Source organism: Aneurinibacillus sp. REN35, from assembly GCF_041379945.2.
Taxonomy (GTDB): Bacteria; Bacillota; Bacilli; order Aneurinibacillales; family Aneurinibacillaceae; genus Aneurinibacillus.
In genome coordinates this window covers 1-209 of record NZ_JBFTXJ020000070.1, presented here as the reverse complement: position 1 = coordinate 209, position 209 = coordinate 1, and the positions used below count along the sequence as shown (strand labels likewise).

Below are 209 nucleotides of genomic sequence, written 5' to 3'. Positions count from 1 at the left end.
GGCGGCCAATGGTCGATCGGCTACGTGTCGGCTGCCCCCACTTCATTCAGCGCGGGCGTCGCGCTGACCGGCACAATCAAGGCGCACGGCTATTATCTGGTCACCGGATCCAGCGGTGCGAACGGGGCGGATCTCCCCGTCGCCGCGGATCAGACGACGTCCCTCAATCCGAGCGGATCGGCAGGCGGCATCCTGTTCGTCGCGCACAA

At 66.5% G+C, this 209-nt stretch carries 1 protein-coding gene; it reads left to right on the top strand.

Annotation, left to right across the window (positions count from 1 at the left end):
• Positions 1–209 (top strand): hypothetical protein (locus AB3351_RS23675; protein ID WP_371149563.1); only part of this gene is annotated, 209 nt, incomplete at both ends.